We start from the raw sequence: 21,065 nt of genomic DNA on the forward strand, positions 1-21,065 counted from the left end.
TTCTCCTTGCGGTTGTGGCCCTGGGGCCTATTCGAGTACCACTTCGAGATCGAGGTGGCACAGCCTGCGATAAATCTCTTCCTTGCGTTCACGTACGGCATGGTTCTGCGGCAACAACTCGCAGCAGCTATGCAGTAAATGCAGCACTTCCAATGCAAGATCGGGCTCCCAGGCGTGCAGGCCTGAGTCCTGTAATGTCTGATCGAGGGTTTCCAGCTGGTTCTTGGCCAGTTCGTATTTCTTGGCCATGAAGCACAGGCGCGCGAGGGCGAACTGCCAGAAGAAACGTTCGCGTCCGCCGTGGGCCGACTGCAAACCTTGCTTGAGCGTCTGCACGGCAGGCTTCAAGCCTTCCTTGCGCAGCAGCGGCAGGACTTCTTCGAGGGCCTTTTCCCAGGCCGGCTGGGTTTCGACGTTTTCGCTTTCGACCTTGCGCGGCGCACTGGCACTTTGCAGGTGCGGCATGACGTTGGCGGCGATCCACGCGCGGGTGGACGGATCGGCAAACGGCGCACCGTCATGGAAACGCAACTCGACAATGCCGGGCAGCCGTTGAACCAAAAGCGCGAAGTGGATTTCCACTTCGCGCATTGCCAACTCGGCGTTGAGGTTCTGGAGACACTCCCAGACCATCCTCTGGCCATCGAACCAGAACGGCGCCTTCGCCAGGCTCGCCTCCAGTTCCACCAGCAGGTCAGCGTATTTGCCCTGATCGAAACGGTCCTGATAGAGCTTGAGTTTTTCCAGCGGCAGGCCGCGCAACACGGTGATCTGCTCGGCGTTGCGCTCCGGCACCGCGTCGATGGTCATCCACAGCAGCGTGCGGTTCAGGCGTAGGGCGCGCAGGTCGGTGGCTTTCTGCTTGAGCCACCAGGCGCACAGCGGGCGCGCGCTTTCCTGTTGGGCGCGCAGCGCTTTATGGGCGTCTCGTTCGTTGTCGATCGGTGCGCCGGGGGTGAGCAACTGGCTGGCGGCCTGCTTGACCTGCGCCACTGCCGCACCCACAACGCCGGGGGCCGGTTGGTTGTCGGCCGCACGCTGGATCATGGTTTTCAGGCGACGAGAGATCGGCAGCAGCAGCGGCGAATCATCGCCCAAGTGCTCAGCACACGCCGCTTCGAGACCGGACAGGTGCTCGGAGAGCTGCCGGAACATCGGCAACTGCTCTTTGATCGCAATGTTTTCGGTGATGACCTGCTCGAGACGCGGCACCAGCCAGCCGATGGCGGCGGCACGGGTGCGGGGTTTGAGCGGGTGAACGTCGGCCCAGTTGTTTTCCGACAGATGGTGCAGCAACCCGAGGCCGGCCAGCAGCCCGGGGAAGGATTCGCGCTGGTACAGCGACCAGGTCAGCCAGGCGCCGACACGTAAATCCTTGGATTGGGTACGCAGCAGATTTTCGCTGTTTTCGCGAATTTTCAGCCAGTCGATCTGCCCGCTTTCGTGCATCGACGAGGCTTTGGCCAGCTCGCTTTCCAGCGCCTCGAATTCGCTCGAAAAACGAACGTCTTCGCCCGCGAAATTCTCTTTGGAAACAGAGACTTTAGCGAGTTCAAGGTAATGGGCGGAAAGTTTGCTTGAGTAGGACATCCATGGCCTTTATTAAGGATTACAGTCAGGCGCCTATTGGAGTTACCGCGGCGCGGGACAGTATCGAAGAGCGGTGAAGCGACTCATCCAATTGAGATGTGCTCTTTCAAGTGGGCGCATCGTAATCACTATGATGGCCACTAGCAAGCATCTGATTAAACAACAAGACGAAGTGTTCTTTGTTTGTTGTAGGAGGTTTCCCTATATTCAGTCAGGGAATCCCCGATGCTCTGTTTATATTCGCATACCCGTACAAAACACCGGAAAAGCCTGATTTAGAGCGATCGTTCCAATTTCTGTCGATCGCCGGAAACCGGGGCTGGCGAGAATGTCGCGGAGCATGACGGGTTTTGAAAAAATCGGATGTAGGATGATTCCGAAAGATTTAGCTGCTGTTTCAACAAATCACAGCAAGACAACCAACAACTCAGAAAGTGCCATCAATATGATGGCTTTTATATGTTGCGTATTGATTTAGTTGTGCAGTGGGTCGATAGCCCACAATGCAATCCGTTACGCCGCCTTATAAAGGTCCGTAACAATTGCGGCAGGCCGGAACAAATCACCAGGCATAAAAAATGGGCACCCGACCGCAATCGGTGTGCCCATTTTTTTGTGGTTCTCCCCGTTATTCGAGGAGTTCGCCGCAATTAAGGATTAACGCTGTCTTTCAACGATTTGCCAGGCTTGAACGCAACGGTGTTGCTGGCCTTGATTTTGACCGGCTCGCCGGTCTGCGGGTTTTTGCCGGTGCGGGCGCCGCGGTGGCGTTGCAGGAAGGTGCCGAAGCCGACCAGCGTCACGCTGTCCTTGCGGTGCAGAGCGCCGGTGATTTCTTCGAGGACGGCGTTGAGTACGCGGTTGGCCTGTTCTTTGGTCAGATCTGCTTTTTCAGCGATTGCAGCGGCGAGTTCTGGTTTACGCATTAGTGAAGCCCCTTTGACGGTTTTTTGTTGTTATGTCCGTGCTGTTCTCGTTGGAACAGCGCCCAAGGCGCCGCAGGCTCTACTCTGCGGCAGACGGGAGTGAGAATGGCACGCGGATACCGGCGGCGCCAGTCTCCCCGCGACCTTTGTAGGGGCAAAAGCGGGGTGATTCCGACAGAACGACCGGTATTTACGCCAGCAGCGCCGGAAGCTGTTTGTTCAGGGCGAGTTTTTCCATCACCGCTGCGCCGGTCAGCGCGTAACCGAGCAACTGGCCGTCGGCGCTGTGACACAGAGCCTTGATGTCGGCGCCCTGCCCTTCAACCGTCCAGACGCCTTCGCTACCCCGTGGCGGCGGCGAAACCACCAATGGGCACACCGGGGTTTTCACGGTGATCGGCATCGGGCCGTAGCTCACGGCGGTAGGATTTGCGGCGAGGGTTTGTGCCAGCGCTCGCGCACAGCTCATGAGGGGCATCACGTACAGCAGATTCAGCCCGTCGACCTCGGCGCAGTCACCCAGCGCATAGATATTGGCGTGGGAAGTCTTCAGGTGCCGATCTACTACAACGCCGCGATTGACCTGCACGCCCGCGGCGGCCGCCAGATCGATACGCGGTCGCAGGCCGATGGCCGAGACCACAACGTCGCACGGGATGACCTGGCCGTCGGACAGATGCGCTTCGAGGCCGTCAGCGACTTTTTGCAGGCGGGTCAGCACCGGGCCGAGGTGGAATTTCGCACCAAGGCTTTCCAGCCCGGCCTGCACCGCTGCCGCAGCGGCCGGGTGCAGCAACATCGGCATGACTTGTTCGCACGGCGCAACCAGTTGCACCTCGTAGCCGCCAAGGATCAGGTCATTGGCAAATTCGCAGCCAATCAGGCCGGCACCGAGCAGCAGCACCCGGCGTTTACCCGCCGCAGCGGCGCGAAAACGCGCATAGTCTTCGAGATCATTGATCGGGAAGACCAGCTCCGCGCCATCGCCTTCGATTGGCACGCGCACGGTTTCTGCGCCCCAGGCGAGGATCAGATCGCGGTAATAAACCGCTTCTTCGCCGATCCACAGGCGCTTGTGGCCGGCATCGATGCCGCTGATGCGCGTGTGCGTGCGCACTTCGGCCTTCAATTGCTCGGCCATGGCGCCTGGTTCAGCCATGCTCAGGCCATCGGCGTCTTTGTTCTTGCCGAAACCGGTGGAGAGCATCGGTTTGGAGTAAGAGCGGCCGTCATCAGCCGTGATCAGCAGCAGCGGGGTTTCGCTGTCGAGTTTGCGAAATTCCCGGGCCAGGTTGTAGCCCGCAAGGCCAGTGCCAATGATGACGACAGGTGCGCTCATGCCTTACTCCTTGATTGTGCTTAGTTGATTTCGATCATTTCGAAGTCCATTTTGCCGACGCCGCAGTCCGGGCACAGCCAGTCTTCCGGTACGTCTTGCCACAGGGTGCCCGGCGCAATGCCGTCATCCGGCCAGCCATCGGCTTCGTTGTAGATCAGGCCACAGACGATGCATTGCCACTTTTTCATTCAGGTACTTCCTCAGGGTTCAGGCTGGGTGCCGGCGCGGACGGTCGATGGGTGTTGCGTTGCCATCCGGCTCAGGGCGTTTTGTACTGATGGAGCCGGGCAGATGCAAGCCTGTTCGGCGCAATGGTGCCCCGGATCAATCAATCTCGCAGCTCGCCATGGTAAGCTCGCCGCCTCATTTGCGGCCAATAATGACTCATTGTGCAACATTCAAATGCCTGCCCGACCCCGCTCTGGCTGACCCAAAGCCGACTGACGCCCCTCCCCGATTCGTTGACCCTCGACTGGTTGTTCGACGAAGGCTCCCTCACCCGCCGACTGACCCGGCTGTCCAATGACGGCTTCAGCGTCACGCCACTGTTTGAAGGCTGGGACACCCTGCGCGCTGACGAATGCGCTGCACTGGATATGGCCGAGGGCAGCGAAGGCTGGGTGCGCGAGGTGTATTTGCGCGGTCATGGCGAGGCTTGGGTGTTTGCCCGCAGCGTCGCTTCGCGCGCCGCTTTGCAGGGTGACGGCTTGCACATGGACGAACTGGGCAGCCGCTCGCTCGGCGAACTGCTGTTTTGCGATCAGGCGTTCCAGCGCCGCGCCCTCGAAGTTTGCCACTACCCTGAGGAATGGCTACCGCCAGCCGCGAAAGCGCCCGAGCTGTGGGGCCGTCGTTCGCGTTTTGATCGGGGCGCGCTGAGCGTATTGGTCGCGGAAATCTTCCTGCCGAGCCTGTGGAGCGCCGCCCGCGCCCATCCGGAGAACTGCTGATGTATCAGAGCCTGCTCAAGTCCCTGAACCGCTTGAACCCGCGTGCTTGGGATTTCATTCAGTTGACCCGGATGGACAAGCCGATCGGCATTTACCTGCTGCTGTGGCCGACGCTGTGGGCGCTGTGGATTGCCGGCAAAGGCTCGCCGTCGCTGGCCAACGTGGTGATTTTCGTCCTCGGCGTGGTGCTGACCCGCGCCGGTGGCTGCGTGATCAACGACTGGGCCGACCGCAAGGTCGACGGCCACGTCAAACGCACCGCGCAACGGCCATTGGCTGCGGGCAGAATAAGCTCGAAAGAAGCGCTGGTGTTCTTTGCGCTATTGATGGGCGTAAGTTTTCTGCTGGTGCTGTGCACCAATGCGCCGACCATCTGGCTGTCGCTCGGTGGTCTGGCGTTGGCCTTCACTTATCCGTTCATGAAGCGCTACACCTATTACCCGCAAGTGGTGCTGGGCGCAGCGTTCTCGTGGGGCATGCCGATGGCGTTCACCGCCGAGACCGGTGAGCTGCCGGCGGCAGCGTGGCTGCTGTGGATCGCCAATCTGCTGTGGACGGTGGGTTACGACACCTATTACGCGATGACCGATCGCGATGACGATTTGAAGATTGGCGTGAAATCCACGGCGATTCTGTTTGGCGAGGCGGATCGGGTGATCATCCTGAGTTTGCAGGCATTGTCGCTGGGTTGCCTGTTGCTGGCGGGTTCCAAATTCGAGTTGGGGATCTGGTTCCATCTCGGTTTGCTGGTGGCTGCTGGCTGCTATGCGTGGGAGTTCTGGTACACCCGCGATCGTGACCGCATGCGTTGTTTCAAAGCGTTCTTGCACAATCATTGGGCCGGGTTGGCGATTTTCGTCGGGATCGTGCTGGATTACGCATTGCGCTAAACACATACCTGTAGGAGTGAGCCTGCTCGCGATAGCGGTGCATCAGTCAACGATGATGTCGGCTGACATGACGCCTTCGCGAGCAGGCTCGCTCCCACAGGGGATTTGCGTTTACTTGTGCTCGTGCACCACGTGCCACACTTCCTTCATGCCATCGCCTTTCATTTCTCCAGGTTTCTCGTCCTTCATGAAGGTGTACAGCGGTTTGCCGTCGTAGGCGTACTGCATCATGCCGTCATCACGCTTGATGACCGTCCATTTGCCCTCAGCCTTGGCCCCCGCCGGCGCCATCATCGGCGGCCAGTTCTTCGCGCAATCGCCGTTGCACATCGACTTGCCGCCAGCGTCCTTGTCGAACGTATAAACGGTCATGCCTTTGTGATCGACCATCATGCCGTCTTTCATCATGGCCGGCTCCGCGGCCATGGCAAATCCAGGCAGAGTCAGGGCGGCAGCCATCAGCAGTGCTTTAAAAGAAACAGTCATTTGAGTCATGGAAACCTTCTTTTGTGGTTGTCAGGATTCGGACTTAGAGCTTAGTTCAGGATTTGCACAATCGCCGCCGGGCGAAAATACTGTCACACGACTGCAATAATTCCGTTATCTAATGCGGCGCAAGACAGTTAAATGACAAGAGGATTAAGGCATGGTTGGCAGGAGCATTCTGATCGTCGACGACGAAGCGCCCATTCGCGAAATGATCGCCGTTGCGTTGGAAATGGCCGGCTATGACTGCCTCGAGGCAGAGAACTCGCAGCAGGCACACGCCATCATCGTCGACCGCAAGCCGGACCTGATCCTGCTCGACTGGATGCTGCCCGGCACCTCCGGTATCGAACTGGCCCGTCGTCTGAAGCGTGATGAGCTGACCGGAGACATCCCGATCATCATGCTCACTGCCAAGGGCGAAGAGGACAACAAGATCCAGGGTCTGGAAGTCGGCGCCGACGACTACATCACCAAACCGTTTTCCCCGCGCGAACTGGTCGCCCGCCTCAAGGCTGTGCTGCGTCGTGCCGGCCCGACCGACGGCGAAGCGCCGATCGAAGTCGGTGGCTTGCTACTCGACCCGATCAGCCACCGCGTGACCATCGACGGCAAACCGGCCGAAATGGGCCCGACCGAATACCGTCTGCTGCAATTCTTCATGACCCACCAGGAACGCGCCTACACCCGTGGCCAGTTACTGGATCAGGTCTGGGGCGGCAACGTCTACGTTGAAGAACGTACCGTCGACGTGCACATCCGCCGCCTGCGCAAGGCCCTCGGCGACGCCTACGAAAATCTGGTACAAACCGTGCGCGGCACCGGCTACCGGTTTTCCACAAAAGCATAAAAACAGCTGCAAGCTTCTAGCTACAAGCGGCAAGTAACAGCAAGCCGCTCTGACTTGTAGCTTGCAGCTTGAAACTTGAAGCTGCGGCTAAGGACGCCCCCGTGAATCAAAACTGGCATGGCACCCTGATTCGCCACATGCTGTTGCTGGTCACAGCGTGTCTGGTGATCGGCCTGATCACCGGCTATTACGGCTGGAGCCTCGCGGCGGGCCTGGGGATTTATCTGGCCTGGACGCTCAAACAATTGCTTCGGCTGCACGAGTGGCTGCGCCAGCATCAACCCGACGAAGCGCCGCCCGATGGCTATGGCCTGTGGGGCGAGGTGTTCGACAGCATCTACCACCTGCAACGCCGCGACCAACGGGTGCGCGGGCGTCTGCAAGCGGTGATCGACCGGGTGCAGGAGTCCACTGCTGCGCTGAAAGACGCGGTGATCATGCTCGACAGCGACGGCAACCTGGAATGGTGGAACCGCGCCGCTGAAACCCTGCTCGGCCTCAAGACCCCGCAAGACAGTGGCCAACCGGTGACCAACCTGGTGCGCCATCCGCGCTTCAAGGAATACTTCGAGCAGGACAGCTATGCCGAGCCGCTGGAAATCCCTTCGCCTACCAACGATCGCGTGCGCATTCAGCTGTACCTGACCCGCTACGGCAACAACGAACACTTGATGCTGGTGCGCGACGTCACGCGTATTCATCAGCTGGAACAGATGCGCAAAGACTTCATCGCCAACGTCTCCCACGAGTTGCGCACGCCGCTGACGGTGATCTGCGGCTATCTGGAGACCCTGCTCGACAACGTCGAAGAAGTGAATCCGCGCTGGAGCCGCGCTCTGCAGCAGATGCAGCAACAGGGCGGACGCATGCAGACGCTGCTCAACGATTTGTTGTTGCTGGCGAAACTCGAAGCCACCGATTACCCGTCGGACAACCAGCCGGTGCAGGTCGACACCCTGCTGCAATCGATCAAGAGCGATGCGCAGCAATTGTCCGGCGCGAAGAACCAGCGCATAACGCTGGAAGCCGATGCCAGCCTGTTGCTCAAGGGCAGCGAAGCGGAGTTGCGCAGCGCGTTTTCCAATCTGGTGTTCAACGCGGTGAAGTACACCCCGGCCGAGGGCAACATCCGCATTCGCTGGTGGGGTGACGATCAGGGCGCGCACCTGAGCGTGCAGGATTCCGGGATCGGCATCGACAGCAAACACTTGCCGCGCCTGACCGAACGCTTCTACCGCGTCGACTCCAGCCGCAACTCCAACACTGGCGGCACTGGCCTGGGCCTGGCCATCGTCAAGCACGTGTTGCTGCGCCACCGCGCACGCATGGAGATCAGCAGCGTGCCCGGTCACGGCAGCACGTTCACCTGCCATTTCGCCCCGGCTCAGGTCGCCCAGGCACGGGCCATCAGCGCCGCTGAGTGATACCGGCCAGCACGCGCCACTAGGCAATCGCCAGGTCAGCCGCTACATTGGCTGACTTGTGCCTGCCTTTCAGGCGCGACTTTTCTCTCTCTTGAATCACACGGAACCCGCAAAACTCCATCATGGACCCTTCCCCTGGCTTGTCCCTCGCAACAATATTCGCCGATTTCGGCATGATCCTTTTTGCTCTGATCCTGGTTTTGCTCAACGGCTTTTTCGTTGCGGCGGAATTCGCCATGGTCAAACTGCGCTCGACCCGGGTCGAGGCCATCGCTGAACAGAACGGCTGGCGCGGGCATATCCTGCGCACCGTGCACAGTCAGCTCGATGCGTACCTCTCGGCGTGTCAGCTCGGTATCACCCTCGCCTCCCTCGGTCTGGGCTGGGTCGGTGAGCCGGCGTTCGCGCATATTCTTGAGCCATTGCTGGAAAGCGTTGGCGTGCAGTCGCCGGAAGTGATCAAAGGCGTGTCGTTCTTCGCCGCGTTCTTCGTCATTTCGTACCTGCACATCGTGGTCGGCGAGCTGGCCCCGAAATCCTGGGCGATCCGTAAACCCGAACTGCTGTCACTGTGGACGGCGGTGCCGCTGTACCTGTTCTACTGGGCGATGTACCCGGCGATCTACCTGCTCAACGCCAGCGCCAACGCGATTCTGCGTATTGCCGGTCAGGGTGAACCCGGCCCGCACCATGAGCACCATTACAGCCGCGAAGAACTGAAACTGATCCTGCACTCCAGCCGTGGCCAGGATCCGAGCGATCAGGGCATGCGCGTTTTGGCCTCGGCGGTGGAAATGGGCGAGCTGGAAGTGGTCGACTGGGCCAACTCCCGCGAAGACCTGATCACGCTGGAATTCAACGCACCACTGAAAGAAATCCTGGCGATGTTCCGTCGCCACAAGTTCAGCCGTTATCCGGTGTACGACAGCGAGCGCCAGGAGTTTGTCGGCCTGCTGCACATCAAGGACCTGCTGCTGGAACTGGCGGCGCTGGACCACATTCCCGAGTCGTTCAACCTGGCGGAGCTGACCCGTCCGCTGGAACGCGTGTCGCGACACATGCCGCTGTCGCAGCTGCTGGAGCAGTTCCGCAAGGGCGGCTCGCACTTCGCCGTGGTCGAGGAGGCTGATGGCAACATCATCGGCTACCTGACCATGGAAGACGTGCTGGAAGTGCTGGTCGGCGACATTCAGGACGAACACCGCAAGGCTGAGCGCGGGATCCTCGCCTATCAGCCGGGCAAGCTCTTGGTGCGTGGTGACACGCCGCTGTTCAAGGTGGAACGCCTGCTAGGCATCGACCTTGATCACATCGAAGCGGAAACCCTCGCCGGGCTGGTCTACGAAACCCTGAAACGGGTGCCGGAAGAGGAAGAAGTGCTGGAAGTCGAAGGCCTGCGGATCATCATCAAGAAGATGAAAGGGCCGAAGATTGTGCTGGCGAAGGTGTTGATGCTGGATTGATGGGCTGATCCAGCACCGCGCCGCTTCCTTCGCGAGCAGGCTCGCTCCCACAGTTGAAATGCATTCCAGGGTGGGAGCGAGCCGGCTCCGGGCGGCGTTCCGACGAAGAGGTCCGCAGATGCAGCACATCATTGCTTGCCCAACGCAAAGTTGGGCAACGCCCCCAGCGGCTGGTTGAACTGATACGGAATCGACACCAACCCTTCCCCGGTATTGCGCTGCACCACAAAGTGCAAATGCGGGCCGCTGCTGTTGCCAGTGTTGCCTGACAGCGCCAGCGGACTGCCCACCGTCACTCGTTGCCCTTCGCGCACGCTCACCGAACCTTGCTTTAGGTGCAGGTACACGCCCATGGTGCCGTCGTCATGCAGCACCCGCACGAAATTGCCCGATGCATCCGAGCCGCGACCGCTCTGTGAATTCTCGGTCTTCACCACCACCCCTGCCCGCGCGGCAATGATCGGCGTGCCGACCGGCATCGCGATGTCCATCGCATAGCGATTCTTCGGTCCGTAGTGGCTGTACTGGCCGTTGGCACCCTGGCTCAGACGAAACGGTCCGCCGCGCCATGGCAGTGGATAGCGATAGCCCTGCGCGGTGCCTGTGGGGTCGCCGAGGGAGTAATGGAACTGCGGCGTATACACCAACGGCTTGCCGCCGGTAATCGCCGTGAGCAGAGCCAAGCGCGTGTTGCTGCGCGCTGGCAGCACCCGGCGGATGGTTTGTGCCGGCGCGCCACGCACATTGCTCATCCCGGTAAACGCCAGCGCCACCTCGACCGGCGCATACAGATCATTGCGCACGAACACCACGTCAGTGCCTTTCTGTTTTTTGATGTCGAGATAGACCTGCCGCTCCAGGCGCTCGACCATGCGGTCCTGAAAGACGAACACCTGCGCGCCTTTGCTTGGCCGGTCGCTGTAGGAGACCACGCCGTTGGCATCGGTGGATTTGTAAATGGTCATGGCCACAGCCGAGGTGGAGGCCATGAAGAGACCACAGAAAAACAGCAGGCGCGCGAGCATGGGCAAGAGTCTGTCGAAGTAAGGCCTGGGAATGAGCCTAGCAGGTGAAGCAGACCAGGCTAGTCGACAGATGTTTCAAATTGGCCAGTCTGGGAGATTGGTGGTGCAAGTGATGGCCCCTTCGCGAGCAGGCTCGCTCCCACATTTGAAACGCATTTCAAGGTGGGAGCGAGCCTGCTCGCGAAGGCGGACTGTCAGACGACGAAGATCACGCGCCCGGAACGAAGTGCTTCTGCGCCGTGCCGCGGGCGATCAGGCGGGAGATGTAGTCGAGCTTCTGCGCATCCTGATCGACGAAACGGAAGGTCAGTTGCAGCCAGTCGCTGTCCGGTTTCGGCTCAAACGCGACGACGGCGTGCAGGTAACCGTTGAGGCGGGCGATTTCAGCGTTGTCGCCCTGCTCCAGATCGAGCACGGCGCTGTCGAGGATCTGCGGCAGGGTGTCGGTGCGCTTCACCACCAACAACGCTTCCTTGATGCTCAGGGCCTTGATCACGCATTGCTGAGTACCGCTTGGCAGACGCAATTGGCCCTGGCCGCGACCGCTGGCCGGAGCCGACGCGGCGACTGGCGCCTTGACCGGTGGGCTGTTGAGCAAGCCACGCGATGGCGCAGCGGCGGGCGCTGGTGCGGCAGCTGCCGGTTTGGCAAACGGATTGACCGCAGCGGCCGCCGGAGCACCGCCGACCACGGCGGGCTTGCCACCGGTCAAGGCGCTCAGGGAATCGTTGCCGAACGCCGAGTTCATTTTGGTCGGCGCGCTGTTCATCAGGGTGTCGAGCTTGCCGACCTTGTTCAGCGCCTGCTTGACCTTGGTCAGCAGTTGCTCGTTGGTGAACGGCTTGCTGACGTAGCCGGAAACGCCAGCCTGAATCGCCTGCACGACGTTTTCCTTGTCGCCACGGCTGGTGACCATGACGAACGGCATGGTCTTGAGGTTGTCTTGCTCGCGGCACCAGGTCAGCAGTTCGAGACCGGACATTTCCGGCATTTCCCAGTCGCACAGGACCAGGTCGAAGGCTTCTCTGGCCAGCATGGCCTGAGCCTTTTTACCGTTGACGGCGTCCTCGGTGCGGATCCCCGGGAAGTAATTACGCAGGCACTTTTTCACCAGGTCACGAATGAACGAAGCATCGTCCACGACCAACACACTGATCTTGCTCATCCAACACCCCTATTAAAATCCCGGCAAGCATAACGCTGGCTGATGGCACATTGCCAAAACTCTTCAGTCACGCCGGGACTTTTCGTTCGCGGGTGCTGCTTTTTAATCGAATCTGCCCATGAAAAGCACAAACAAAAACGCCCGGCCAAAGGGCCGGGCGCTTTTCTCAGGCAATCTTACTTATCGTCAGCATTGCCCGGAACATTAGCGGTTTCGCCGCTTGTGCCTTCAACTTCTTCTTTCATGCGCTTGAGGCCCATGTGGCGCACGTCGGTGCCGCGCACAAGGTAAATGACCAATTCAGAGATATTGCGCGCGTGGTCGCCGATGCGTTCCAGCGAACGCAGGACCCAGATGATGCTCAAGACCCGCGAGATAGAGCGCGGGTCTTCCATCATGTAGGTGGCCAGTTCACGCAATGCGGTCTTGTATTCGCGGTCGATGATCTTGTCGTATTGCGCCACCGACAACGCCAGATCGGCGTCGAACCGGGCAAACGCGTCCAGCGCATCACGAACCATATTGCGCACCTGGTCGCCAATGTGACGAACCTCGACATAACCGCGCGGCGCTTCACCTTCTTCGCACAGCTGAATCGCTCGACGAGCGATCTTGGTCGCTTCGTCACCGATGCGCTCGAGGTCGATCACCGACTTGGAGATGCTGATGATCAAACGCAGGTCGGACGCCGCCGGCTGACGGCGGGCGAGAATGCGCAGGCATTCTTCGTCGATGTTGCGTTCCATCTGGTTGATCTGGTCGTCGATCTCGCGCACCTGCTGAGCCAGACCGGAATCGGCCTCGATCAGCGCGGTCACCGCGTCGTTGACCTGCTTCTCGACCAGCCCGCCCATGGCCAGGAGGTGGCTGCGCACTTCCTCGAGCTCGGCGTTGAACTGCGCGGAGATGTGGTGGGTAAGACCTTCTTTGGAAATCATGCATTCGCTCCGAAAAAGCGTTTAACCAAGAGCTGCTAGCTACAAGCTGCAAGCTGTTATGTGGTGATCCATGCCGCTTCGCTTCTAACTTGCCGCTTGAAGCTTGCCGCTCGCAGCCGCTTCAATCAGCCATAACGACCGGTGATGTAGTCTTCGGTCTGCTTCTTCGCCGGATTGGTGAACAGGGTATCGGTGTCGCCGAATTCCACCAGTTTGCCCATGTACATGAACGCCGTGTAGTCGGACACCCGCGCCGCCTGTTGCATGTTGTGCGTGACGATGACGATGGTGAACTTGGATTTCAGCTCGTAGATCAACTCTTCGACTTTCAGCGTCGAGATCGGGTCGAGGGCCGAGCACGGTTCGTCAAGCAGCAGCACTTCCGGCTCAACCGCGATGGTACGGGCGATGACCAGACGCTGTTGCTGACCACCGGAAAGACCGAGTGCCGATTCATGCAGACGGTCTTTGACTTCGTCCCACAGCGCCGCGCCTTTCAACGCCCACTCGACCGCTTCATCAAGAACGCGTTTCTTGTTGATGCCCTGGATGCGCAGGCCGTACACGACGTTCTCGTAGATGGTTTTCGGGAACGGGTTGGGCTTCTGGAACACCATGCCGACACGACGACGCAGCTCCGCAACGTCTTCGCCTTTACGATAGATGTTGTTGCCGTACAGGTTGATCGCGCCTTCTACGCGGCAGCCGTCAACCAGATCGTTCATGCGGTTGAAGGTGCGCAGCAGCGTCGACTTACCGCAGCCGGACGGGCCGATGAACGCGGTCACGCGCTGTTTCGGGATGTTCATGCTGACGTCGAACAGCGCTTGTTTCTCGCCGTAGTACAGGCTCAGGCCGGGTACTTCGATGGCCACGGTTTCCTGCTCGAGGCTGAGGCTCTGCTTGTCGCGACCCAGGGCCGACATGTTGATGCCGTGGGTATGTGTTTCGTGCTGCATGGGAGGCTCCCTGTGCTAACAAAATTCGGTTCGGAACACTGCTTTATGCAGCTTCCATCAATATTGCGGCGGTCGCGATTCAATGTGGGAGCGAGCTTGCTCGCGAAGGGGCCCTTGAGGCCGCCAAAAGCTTCGCGAGCAGGCTCGCTCCCACAGGGTTCGCGTCGTCCTTAGCTATCCAGTGCTTTGTATTTTTCACGCAGATGGTTGCGGATATACACCGCCGACAGGTTCAACGTGGCGATCACCAGCACCAGCAACAGCGCCGTGGCGTACACCAGCGGACGCGCCGCCTCGACGTTCGGGCTCTGGAAGCCGACGTCATAGATGTGGAAGCCCAGGTGCATGATCTTCTGATCCAGGTGCAGGTACGGGTAGTTGCCGTCCACCGGCAGCGACGGCGCCAGTTTCACCACACCGACCAGCATCAGTGGCGCCACTTCACCGGCGGCGCGAGCCACGGCGAGGATCATGCCGGTCATCATTGCCGGGCTGGCCATCGGGATCACAATTTTCCACAAGGTTTCAGCCTTGGTCGCGCCCAGTGCCAGCGAACCTTCACGCACGGTGCGCGGAATACGTGCCAGACCTTCTTCAGTCGCGACGATCACCACCGGCACCGCCAGTAGCGCCAAGGTCAGCGAGGCCCAGAGCAGACCCGGCGTACCGAAGGTCGGTGCCGGCAAAGCTTCGGGGAAGAACAAGCGGTCGACCGAACCACCGAGTACGTAAACGAAGAAGCCCAGACCGAACACGCCGTAAACGATCGCCGGTACGCCGGCGAGGTTGTTCACCGCGATACGGATGATCCGCGTCAGGGTGTTCTGCTTGGCGTATTCGCGCAGGTACACCGCCGCCAGCACGCCGAACGGGGTGACGATCATCGCCATGATCAGGGTCATCATCACGGTGCCGAAGATCGCCGGGAAAATCCCGCCTTCGGTGTTCGCTTCACGCGGGTCGTCCGAGAGGAATTCCCAGATCTTGCTGAAGTAGAAGCCGACCTTGGTAAAGGTGCTCATCGCGTTCGGCTGGTAGGCGTGAACCACTTTGCCCAGACCGATTTCGATCTCTTTGCCATTGGCATCACGAGCGGTCAGAGCATCGCGGTTGAACTGCGCATGCAGATCGGCCAGACGCGCTTCGATGTCCTGATAACGCGCATTCAACTCGGCACGCTCGGATTCCATGTCCGCTTGTGCGGTGGCGTCGAGCTTGCCTTCCAGTTCCAATTTGCGACCGTGCAGACGGATGCGTTCCAGCCCTGCGTTGATCGCACCGATGTCGGTTTTTTCCAGCGACTTCAGTTGTGCCGCCAGACCGTTCACACGGTTGATCCGCGCTTGCAGTTCAGGCCACGCAGCCTCGCCTTCGGCGATGACTTTGCCATCCTGTTTGACGTTGACCAGGTAGCCGTAGAAGTTGCCCCACTCGCGACGCTCGATCGCCATCAACTCTGGTGGCGTGGTCTGGTTGGTCAGCCACTCGCCGACGATCCAGGTGAAGTCGTTGCCGTTCAGGTCTCGGTTGCCAACCTTGATCAGCTCACGGGTCATGAATTCCGGACCTGCGTCAGGCACCGGCAAACCGGCACTCTTCAGACGGGCACGGGGCACTTCTTCTTTCTGTACCACTTCGCCGATGACCAGGTGATTGGCCTGGCCCGGTACGTCGTAGTTGGCGTGGACCAGGTCCGCCGGCCAGAAGTGACCCAGACCGCGCACGGCAATCACCGCCAGCAGGCCAATGGTCATGATGACCGCGATGGACACCGCGCCACCGCTGATCCAGACGCCCGGGGCGCCGCTCTTGAACCATCCTTTCAGGGAGTTCTGTTTCACAGACTTCTACCTTTGCTTAAAGCGACGAGTATTTCTTGCGCAGACGCTGACGAATCAGTTCTGCCAGGGTGTTCATGACGAAGGTGAACAACAGCAGCACCAGCGCCGAGAGGAACAGCACGCGGTAGTGGCTGCCGCCGACTTCCGACTCGGGCATTTCCACCGCGACGTTGGCGGCCAGGGTGCGCAGGCCTTCGAACAGGTTCATTTCCATGACCGGGGTGTTGCCGGTGGCCATCAGCACGATCATGGTTTCGCCGACCGCACGGCCCATGCCGATCATCAGCGCCGAGAAGATCCCCGGGCTGGCGGTCAGGATCACTACGCGAGTCATGGTCTGCCACGGCGTGGCACCCAGAGCCAGCGAACCGAGGGTCAGGCCGCGCGGCACACTGAACACGGCGTCTTCAGCGATCGAGTAGATGTTCGGGATCACCGCAAAACCCATGGCCAGACCGACCACCAGAGCGTTGCGCTGGTCGTAGGTGATGCCCAGGTCGTGGGAGATCCACATGCGCATATCGCCGCCGAAGAACCAGTTCTCCATGAACGGACTCATGTACAGCGACAACCAGCCCACAAACAGGATCACCGGAATCAGCAGCGCACTTTCCCAGCCGTCCGGGACTTTCAGGCGGATCGATTCAGGCAGACGGCTGAAGGTGAAACCGGCGACCAGGATGCCGATCGGCAACAGCATCAGCAGGCTGAAGATGCCCGGCAGATGCCCTTCTACATACGGTGCGAGGAACAGACCGGCGAAGAAGCCGAGGATCACCGTCGGCATCGCTTCCATCAGCTCGATCACCGGTTTGACCTTGCGGCGCATGCCCGGGGCCATGAAGTAGGCGGTGTAGATCGCAGCGGCAACCGCCAGTGGCGCGGCCAGCAGCATCGCGTAGAACGCGGCTTTCAGGGTGCCGAAGGTCAGTGGCGAGAGGCTCAGTTTCGGTTCGAAATCAGTGTTGGCGGCAGTCGATTGCCAGACGTATTTAGGCTCGTCGTAGTTCTCGTACCAGACCTTGCTCCACAGCGCGCTCCACGACACTTCCGGGTGCGGGTTGTCGAGCAGCAAGGGTTGCAGCTTGCCGCCGGCTTCAACGATCACGCGGTTGGCGCGCGGTGACAGGCCGAATACGCCTTGACCATCGACCACCTGATCAACCAGCAGCGTGCGATGTGCGGTGCTGTGGAACACGCCGAGCTTGCCGCTGGCATCCAGCGCAAGGAAGCCTTTGCGCCGCTCTTCGGCGGTGATTTCAACGATCGGCGTGGTGCCCATCTGGAAGGTGCGGATCTGTTTCAGGCGTAGCTCGCCATCGGTGTCGCGGGCCATGAACCATTGGGCCAGACCACCCTTGGAGTCGCCGACGATCAGCGAGATACCACCGACCAGTTGTGTGGTCGCGGTGACTTCAGCGTCGGCGTTTTCCAGCAGTTTGTAGCGCCCGTTGAGGCTCTTGTCGCGCAGGCTGAACACATCGGCCTGAGCGCGACCGTTGACCACATACAGCCACTGCTGGCGCGGGTCGACGAAGATGTTTTTCACTGGCTCAGTCATCTGCGGCAGATCGATACGCTTCTGCTCGTTGGTGACTTCGCCAGTCATCATGTTTTCTTCGCTGGTCAGCGACAGCACATTGAGTTGCGAACCGGTCGAACCGACCAGCATCAGGGTCGTGTCGGTGGCGTTGAGGCTGACATGCTCCAGCGCACCGCCGGCTTCGTTCAGCGCGATCGGCGTCTCGCCATACGGATATTCGATGGCCGGGCTGATGGTTTTCTTGCCATCGGGGTAGCTGACTTTATAGGTGTGACGGAACACCAGCGCCTGACCGTTGGACAGGCCCACGGCCACCAGCGGATGGCCCGGCTGGTCTTCACCAATCGAGGTTACGGTGGCGCCAGTCGGAACCGGCAGATCGACGCGCTTCAGTTCAGCGCCACTGTCGATATCAAAGAACAATGCTTGGCCCTTGTCGGAAACGCGCATGGCCACCTGATTCTGCTCTTCGAGCGAAATCATCAGCGGCTTGCCGGCGTCCTGCATCCAGGCCGGGGTGATCGAGTCTTTCGCGGTCAGGTCGGCACCCTGGAACAGCGGCGCAACCACGTAGGCGAGGAAGAAGAAGATCAGGGTGATGGCTGCCAGCACCGCGAGACCGCCAACGAGGACGTACCAGCGGGTGAAGCGATCCTTGAGCGCGCGAATGCGGCGCTTGCGTTGCAGCTCAGGCGTATTGAAATCAATGCGCTTGGGAGGATTAGTAGTCATGTGGGAATTGGCCAGATCATTCATGCGCTCACCCTAGCGATCCTGTATGACAGAAAGATGACAATGCAGTGACGCAGCAAATCCACCGCCAGCGGGACTGGCAGAGGATCAAAAATTTGAGGTGTGGAAAAGGCCGGCCTGCAAGCAGATCCGGCCTTTTACCTGAGTCCGGTGGGGTTCACCCCGGACTCAATTTGTTACTTTTTTGCGACTTCAGCGCCGCCTTCCTGCAGACCCAGGTCAGCCAGTGCTTTTGCAGCAACCTTGGCTGGCAGTGGGATGTAGCCGTCTTTCACTACCACTTCCTGGCCCTGTTTCGACAGCACCAGTTTCACGAACTCGGCTTCCAGCGGAGCCAGAGGCTTGTTCGGGGCTTTGTTGACGTAAACGTAGAGGAAACGCGACAGCGGATATTTGCCGTTCAGGGCGTTTTCTTCGGTGTCTTCGATGAAGTCAGTGCTGCCCTTCTTCGACAGAGCAACGGTTTTCACGCTGGCAGTCTTGTAGCCGATGCCTGAGTAACCGATGCCGTTCAGCGAGGAGCTGATCGACTGCACCACCGACGCCGAACCTGGTTGTTCGTTGACGTTTGGTTTGTAGTCGCCTTTGCACAGGGCTTCTTCTTTGAAGTAGCCGTAGGTGCCGGATACCGAGTTACGACCGAACAGTTGTACTGGCTTGTTGGCCAGGTCGCCGGTCACGCCCAGGTCGCCCCAGGTTTTCACGTCGGCTTTGGCGCCGCACAGACGGGTCGACGAGAAGATCGCATCAACCTGTTCCATGGTCAGGTGCTGGATCGGGTTGTCCTTGTGTACGAAAACGGCCAGGGCATCCACGGCAACAGGGATAGCGGTTGGCTTGTAGCCGTACTTCTGCTCGAAGGCCGCCAGTTCGGTGTCCTTCATCTTGCGGCTCATCGGGCCCAGGTTGGAAGTGCCTTCAGTCAGCGCAGGTGGCGCAGTAGCGGAGCCAGCGGCCTGAATCTGGATGTTGACGTTCGGGTATTCTTTTTTGTAGTTCTCAGCCCAGAGGGTCATGAGGTTGGCCAGGGTATCGGAGCCGACGCTGGACAGGTTGCCCGACACACCAGTGGTCTTGGTGTAGCTCGGGATAGCAGGGTCAACAGCGGCGAACGCGTTGGCAGTCGCAACGCCAGCAGCGACAAAAGTCATTGCCGCCATCAAACGCTTCAGTTTCATGCCTTACTCCTAGCAGATAGGGTGTGTTAAGTCGGGGCCAAGTATCAGCAGGCCGTGTGAACACTCTATGGCTGAAATATGACAATTGGATGAAAGGCCAGCATGGGAGCCGTGTTAAAAAAGTGAAACTCTTCCCGGGTTGACAAATCACTATCAAAAGATAGTCTTGTCAACCACGAGAGGGCCCCATGATAAACGACCGAATTCGCCGCGCGCGCCTGCAAAAAGGCCTCAGTCTAGAGGCTTTGGCGATGGAGCTTGGCGACATAACCAAACAAGCCTTGAGCAAATATGAGAAGGGGTTGAGCACTCCCAATTCAACTCGTCTGCTACAACTGGCCAAAGCGCTTCAGGTCAGCCCTGAGTACTTCTTCCGCGCGGATGCAATTGCGCTGGCGCCTCTGGAGTTTCGAAAACTGGCCCGAATGCCGAAATATCGCCAGGCACAGGTGGAAGAAAAAATTCGCGAACACCTTGAGCGCTACATCGCGCTTGAGGAATGTTTCGATCCTGCCGACATCCACACTCCCGTCACCCCGTCACAAATGATCCCGGTTTCCTGTCTCGATGACGCCGAGCGCGCAGCAGAGCAACTTCGTCAGTTCTGGGGAATTGGTAGCGACCCTATCGCCAATCTGACCGAACAATTGGAAGAACACAGCATAAAAGTCGCCATGCTAAACGGCCCGGACGACTTCGACGGCGCTTGCGCTGCCACCGGTAACGGCGAACACGTGTTGATTGCACTGAATGCCGATCGCCCAGGTGAACGAATCAGGTTCACCGCCGCGCATGAACTCGGCCACTGGGTCATGGCATTACCAGAGGATATGCCGGAGAGGGACCAGGAAAATTGTTGCCATCGATTCGCTGGCGCGTTTCTTTATCCGGCGAAAAGTGTCACCGGCGACTTCGGTAGCCATCCTCGCTCCAGAGTTCATCCACGAGAACTGCTGATTGCAAAGCGTCAATACGGGATCTCAATGCATGCCGCGTTAAGACGCCTGAAAGATCTGAAGCTTCTTAGCGAAAGTGGCTATAAATCCCTCACTATCCAATTCAGCGCCAACGGCTGGCGCAAATCAGAACCTGAGCCGCTACCTTGCAATCCGCCGCAAAGATTTGAGTCGCTAGCATTCTGGGCGTTGGCAGAAGGGCTGATCACCAAGTCTCGGGCTGCCGAACTCCTGCGCAAACCAGTTAGCGCACTGGACCCCAATTTCCTGGGTTCACTGGAGAATGCATGAGTTTGATCTTCATCAGTGATACGAATATCTGGATTGACTTCAGAAACGCCGGATTGCTGGAGCAGATGTTTCGATTGCCATTCACACTTTGCTGCACCGACTTTGTCATGCATGAGCTTGCAGACTTTCCCCACCAGGAACTGCTTGATCGAGGACTGAGTGTCGAATCGTTCGATGAATCTGGCGTGATCAGACTCTTTGAGCTGAAAGTCGAGCACAACAACAGCTCACTGGCGGACGTGTCTTGTTACCTGCTCGCACAGGAAACAGGACGTCCGTTGCTGACCGGAGATGGCAAGTTAAGGCGCCAGGCACAACGAGATGGACTGGAGGTGCACGGCGCTCTCTGGTTACTTGATCTGATGGTTGAGCATCAAGTAATTGAAAAGTCGGATGCCGCAAACGCCTTGGCCCACATGCTTGAGCATGGCGCTCGACTCCCGACAGCAGAATGTGAATCAAGGCTCTCACGCTGGCGAGAGCCCTAGAAGCAGAATC

At 59.3% G+C, this 21,065-nt stretch carries 19 protein-coding genes; 7 read left to right on the forward strand and 12 right to left on the reverse strand.

What is annotated here, in order from left to right; genetic code table 11:
• Window positions 1–27: 27 nt before the first annotated feature.
• From tssA to VY732_RS29275, 4 genes are all read right to left on the reverse strand, one after another.
• Complete coding sequence (gene tssA / locus VY732_RS29260) at window positions 28–1,590, reverse strand: type VI secretion system protein TssA (protein ID WP_007920270.1); 1,563 nt, start codon at window positions 1,588–1,590, stop codon at window positions 28–30.
• Between the two features lie 650 nt (window positions 1,591–2,240).
• The gene (locus VY732_RS29265; RefSeq protein WP_003213368.1) at window positions 2,241–2,516 is read right to left on the reverse strand and encodes an HU family DNA-binding protein; all 276 of its coding nucleotides are present in this window, start codon (window positions 2,514–2,516) and stop codon (window positions 2,241–2,243) included.
• Between the two features lie 190 nt (window positions 2,517–2,706).
• Window positions 2,707–3,855 carry an NAD(P)/FAD-dependent oxidoreductase gene (locus tag VY732_RS29270; RefSeq protein ID WP_331693140.1) on the reverse strand — a complete coding sequence of 383 codons (1,149 nt, stop codon included), beginning with the start codon at window positions 3,853–3,855 and terminating at the stop codon, window positions 2,707–2,709.
• A 20-nt stretch (window positions 3,856–3,875) separates the two neighbouring features.
• Complete coding sequence (locus VY732_RS29275) at window positions 3,876–4,043, reverse strand: rubredoxin (RefSeq protein WP_003437744.1); 168 nt, start codon at window positions 4,041–4,043, stop codon at window positions 3,876–3,878.
• A 201-nt stretch (window positions 4,044–4,244) separates the two neighbouring features.
• Between VY732_RS29275 and VY732_RS29280 the strand changes: the two genes are divergently transcribed.
• Window positions 4,245–4,805 (forward strand): chorismate--pyruvate lyase family protein, encoded by a 561-nt coding sequence (locus tag VY732_RS29280; protein WP_331693143.1) that lies wholly within the window; start codon window positions 4,245–4,247, stop codon window positions 4,803–4,805.
• A complete protein-coding gene (gene ubiA, locus VY732_RS29285; protein ID WP_127930263.1) occupies window positions 4,805–5,695 on the forward strand; it encodes a 4-hydroxybenzoate octaprenyltransferase in 891 nt (296 codons plus the stop codon). The genes VY732_RS29280 and ubiA overlap by 1 nt, the downstream gene beginning before the upstream one ends.
• A gap of 111 nt (window positions 5,696–5,806) precedes the next feature.
• On the opposite strand, the gene VY732_RS29295 is transcribed toward ubiA, so the two are convergent.
• Window positions 5,807–6,190, reverse strand: a complete 384-nt coding sequence (locus VY732_RS29295; protein WP_077575084.1) for a COG4315 family predicted lipoprotein — start codon at window positions 6,188–6,190, stop codon at window positions 5,807–5,809.
• A gap of 151 nt (window positions 6,191–6,341) precedes the next feature.
• On the opposite strand from VY732_RS29295, the gene phoB reads away from it, so the two are divergent.
• The 3 genes from phoB to VY732_RS29310 all read left to right on the forward strand — a co-directional run bounded on the left by phoB (window position 6,342) and on the right by VY732_RS29310 (window position 9,918).
• Complete coding sequence (gene phoB, locus VY732_RS29300) at window positions 6,342–7,031, forward strand: phosphate regulon transcriptional regulator PhoB (RefSeq protein ID WP_007896474.1); 690 nt, start codon at window positions 6,342–6,344, stop codon at window positions 7,029–7,031.
• Between the two features lie 137 nt (window positions 7,032–7,168).
• Complete coding sequence (gene phoR / locus VY732_RS29305) at window positions 7,169–8,455, forward strand: phosphate regulon sensor histidine kinase PhoR (protein ID WP_331695902.1); 1,287 nt, start codon at window positions 7,169–7,171, stop codon at window positions 8,453–8,455.
• Window positions 8,456–8,577: 122 nt separating this feature from the next.
• Window positions 8,578–9,918: a hemolysin family protein gene (locus tag VY732_RS29310; protein WP_116028549.1), complete on the forward strand. Its 1,341-nt coding sequence runs from the start codon at window positions 8,578–8,580 to the stop codon at window positions 9,916–9,918.
• Window positions 9,919–10,046: 128 nt separating this feature from the next.
• On the opposite strand, the gene VY732_RS29315 is transcribed toward VY732_RS29310, so the two are convergent.
• The 7 genes from VY732_RS29315 to VY732_RS29345 form a co-directional block, all read right to left on the reverse strand.
• A complete protein-coding gene (locus VY732_RS29315; RefSeq protein WP_077575087.1) occupies window positions 10,047–10,943 on the reverse strand; it encodes a peptidoglycan DD-metalloendopeptidase family protein in 897 nt (298 codons plus the stop codon).
• A gap of 208 nt (window positions 10,944–11,151) precedes the next feature.
• Window positions 11,152–12,108, reverse strand: a complete 957-nt coding sequence (locus VY732_RS29320) for a response regulator (RefSeq protein ID WP_123593496.1) — start codon at window positions 12,106–12,108, stop codon at window positions 11,152–11,154.
• A 176-nt stretch (window positions 12,109–12,284) separates the two neighbouring features.
• The gene (phoU, locus tag VY732_RS29325) at window positions 12,285–13,046 is read right to left on the reverse strand and encodes a phosphate signaling complex protein PhoU (RefSeq protein WP_016985766.1); all 762 of its coding nucleotides are present in this window, start codon (window positions 13,044–13,046) and stop codon (window positions 12,285–12,287) included.
• A 125-nt stretch (window positions 13,047–13,171) separates the two neighbouring features.
• A complete protein-coding gene (gene pstB, locus VY732_RS29330; protein WP_034152104.1) occupies window positions 13,172–14,005 on the reverse strand; it encodes a phosphate ABC transporter ATP-binding protein PstB in 834 nt (277 codons plus the stop codon).
• Between the two features lie 170 nt (window positions 14,006–14,175).
• A complete protein-coding gene (gene pstA / locus VY732_RS29335; RefSeq protein WP_077575089.1) occupies window positions 14,176–15,846 on the reverse strand; it encodes a phosphate ABC transporter permease PstA in 1,671 nt (556 codons plus the stop codon).
• A gap of 16 nt (window positions 15,847–15,862) precedes the next feature.
• Window positions 15,863–17,896: an ABC transporter permease subunit gene (locus VY732_RS29340; RefSeq protein ID WP_177412535.1), complete on the reverse strand. Its 2,034-nt coding sequence runs from the start codon at window positions 17,894–17,896 to the stop codon at window positions 15,863–15,865.
• 422 nt (window positions 17,897–18,318) lie between these two features.
• Window positions 18,319–19,320 (reverse strand): phosphate ABC transporter substrate-binding protein PstS, encoded by a 1,002-nt coding sequence (locus VY732_RS29345; RefSeq protein ID WP_034152107.1) that lies wholly within the window; start codon window positions 19,318–19,320, stop codon window positions 18,319–18,321.
• A 188-nt stretch (window positions 19,321–19,508) separates the two neighbouring features.
• Here VY732_RS29345 and VY732_RS29350 point away from each other — a divergent pair, with 188 nt between their 5' ends.
• Entirely contained in the window at window positions 19,509–20,567 is a 1,059-nt protein-coding gene (locus VY732_RS29350) for a helix-turn-helix domain-containing protein (RefSeq protein ID WP_212620760.1), read from the forward strand.
• Window positions 20,564–21,055, forward strand: coding sequence for a type II toxin-antitoxin system VapC family toxin (locus tag VY732_RS29355; protein WP_077575092.1), 492 nt, complete (start codon window positions 20,564–20,566; stop codon window positions 21,053–21,055). Before VY732_RS29350 ends, VY732_RS29355 begins: the two co-directional genes overlap by 4 nt.
• Window positions 21,056–21,065 lie beyond the last annotated feature (10 nt).

Origin of the sequence: Pseudomonas sp. ZY71 (genome assembly GCF_036542145.1) — a bacterium.
Lineage (GTDB): Bacteria > Pseudomonadota > Gammaproteobacteria > Pseudomonadales > Pseudomonadaceae > Aquipseudomonas > Aquipseudomonas koreensis_A.